This window comes from Collinsella tanakaei YIT 12063, from assembly GCF_000225705.1.
GTDB classification, from domain to species: Bacteria; Actinomycetota; Coriobacteriia; order Coriobacteriales; family Coriobacteriaceae; genus Collinsella; species Collinsella tanakaei.
Map to the genome: position 1 here is coordinate 1 of NZ_JH126477.1, position 2549 is coordinate 2549.

Annotated in this window: 1 rRNA gene; it reads left to right on the forward strand. The window is 62.5% G+C overall.

Annotated elements, in window-relative coordinates:
* Nucleotides 1-671 precede the first annotated feature (671 nt).
* Nucleotides 672-2179 (forward strand): 16S ribosomal RNA (locus HMPREF9452_RS11070).
* Nucleotides 2180-2549: the final 370 nt, after the last annotated feature.

A 2549-nucleotide genomic window follows, 5' to 3' on the forward strand; every position in this document is an offset into this window, starting at 1 on the left:
CCGCTTTTCTTAATCTCACTCTTATCTATATAGGGCGTATTTCGAGGAAAAGACCGATTCTTATCACAGACTTCCGCCGCGCCAATTAAAATATCGAAGATTTGGACGGTATTCCAGCCGATGGACACGGATGTCGCAATCTGCATCCTTGTAAGGTCGTTTTGCTCAGGAACGTTTTGTTGGAGTTGCACGACCGATTTAATGGAGATTTTCTATCCTGGCGAAGCGGGCTGCCTGCAGCCTCCGCCAATGCGACGCGATGATCAAGCGGGTGGTTGGGCGGATTCCGCGGGTACAGCTGATCTAAGCGCATGCTTGTATTCAGTCATCGGCCCCCGTATGTGTAGGAACCGTGGAGGGCGGGAATGGCGCCCCCGCGGCGCCCCGGGTATGGCAATATATCTCCTTGCCGCGCGGCGCGGGAGCGACCGGCGGCGCGTACCTTGAGAACCGGATACTGCGAGGCGAGAGGCCGTGCCGAGGGCATGGTCGATCGCCGGGAGACAGAACTTAAGAACCATTTCGATGGTGAGCAGTGATGTACGGAATAGTCAGATGAGTAAGGCGAACCCTTACGATTCCTTTCCGAGCAGGAAACGGCTTTTACATTCGAATGGATCCGATCGGCGTTACAGCCGGCCGGACGGGCTCATCCGCGCCCAAGCATACTTTGGACGGAGAGTTCGATCCTGGCTCAGGATGAACGCTGGCGGCGCGCCTAACACATGCAAGTCGAACGGCACCCCTCCTCGGAGGGAAGCGAGTGGCGAACGGCTGAGTAACACGTGGAGAACCTGCCCCCTCCTCGGGGATAGCCGCGGGAAACCGCGGGTAACACCCGACGACCCCGGAGCCGCGCATGCGGCGCCGGGCAAATCTCCGGAGGGAGGGGATGGCTCCGCGGCCCATCAGGTAGACGGCGGGGTAACGGCCCACCGTGCCGACAACGGGTAGCCGGGTTGAGAGACCGACCGGCCAGATTGGGACTGAGACACGGCCCAGACTCCTACGGGAGGCAGCAGTGGGGAATCTTGCGCAATGGGGGCAACCCTGACGCAGCGACGCCGCGTGCGGGACGAAGGCCTTCGGGTCGTAAACCGCTTTCAGCAGGGACGAGTCAAGACGGTACCTGCAGAAGAAGCCCCGGCTAACTACGTGCCAGCAGCCGCGGTAATACGTAGGGGGCGAGCGTTATCCGGATTCATTGGGCGTAAAGCGCGCGTAGGCGGCCGCGTAGGCGGGGGGTCAAATCCCGGGGCTCAACCCCGGTCCGCCCCCCGAACCCCGCGGCTCGGGTCCGGTAGGGGAGGGTGGAATTCCCGGTGTAGCGGTGGAATGCGCAGATATCGGGAGGAACACCGGTGGCGAAGGCGGCCCTCTGGGCCGAGACCGACGCTGAGGCGCGAAAGCTGGGGGAGCGAACAGGATTAGATACCCTGGTAGTCCCAGCCGTAAACGATGGACGCTAGGTGTGGGGGGACGATCCCTCCGTGCCGCAGCCAACGCATTAAGCGTCCCGCCTGGGGAGTACGGCCGCAAGGCTAAAACTCAAAGGAATTGACGGGGGCCCGCACAAGCAGCGGAGCATGTGGCTTAATTCGAAGCAACGCGAAGAACCTTACCAGGGCTTGACATGTGCGTGAAGCCGGGGAGACCCGGTGGCCGAGAGGAGCGCACACAGGTGGTGCATGGCTGTCGTCAGCTCGTGTCGTGAGATGTTGGGTTAAGTCCCGCAACGAGCGCAACCCCCGCCGCATGTTGCCAGCAGGTCAGGCTGGGCACCCATGCGGGACCGCCGGCGTCAAGCCGGAGGAGGGCGGGGACGACGTCAAGTCATCATGCCCCTTATGCCCTGGGCTGCACACGTGCTACAATGGCCGGTACAGCGGGATGCGATGGCGCGAGCCGGAGCGGATCCCTCAAAGCCGGCCCCAGTTCGGATTGGGGGCTGCAACCCGCCCCCATGAAGTCGGAGTTGCTAGTAATCGCGGATCAGCATGCCGCGGTGAATGCGTTCCCGGGCCTTGTACACACCGCCCGTCACACCACCCGAGTCGTCTGCACCCGAAGCCGCCGGCCCAACCTTCCGAGGGGGGAGGCGTCGAAGGTGTGGAGGGTGAGGGGGGTGAAGTCGTAACAAGGTAGCCGTACGGGAACGTGCGGCTGGATCACCTCCTTTCTAGGGAGAAGCATCTTCCAGGAAGAATACCCAACTCGAATAGGCGGCGCGGATGATGGAAAAACCCGTCCGGCCTGTCCTCCCGGCGAGCAGCCCGCAGCGTCCGGTCCCCGGGGCACGCACCCGCGTACCTTGAGAGCCGCATAGCGAGCATGGATCTAGATTCAACATCTGATCTGATCGATTCTCAATCATATATTCGCCGCCGACGCCCGAGCGGGCGCGGCGGCGCTGCAATGAAAGTTGGAGAAGTGAGAAGCATCTGACCGCCTAGCGCCCCTCGCGGGGCGCGGCGGTATGCGACACCCATTATCGCGCCGCTCCGAGAGGGGCGGCGCGCCATTAGCGAGTTTACGGCACCCGCGCGGAT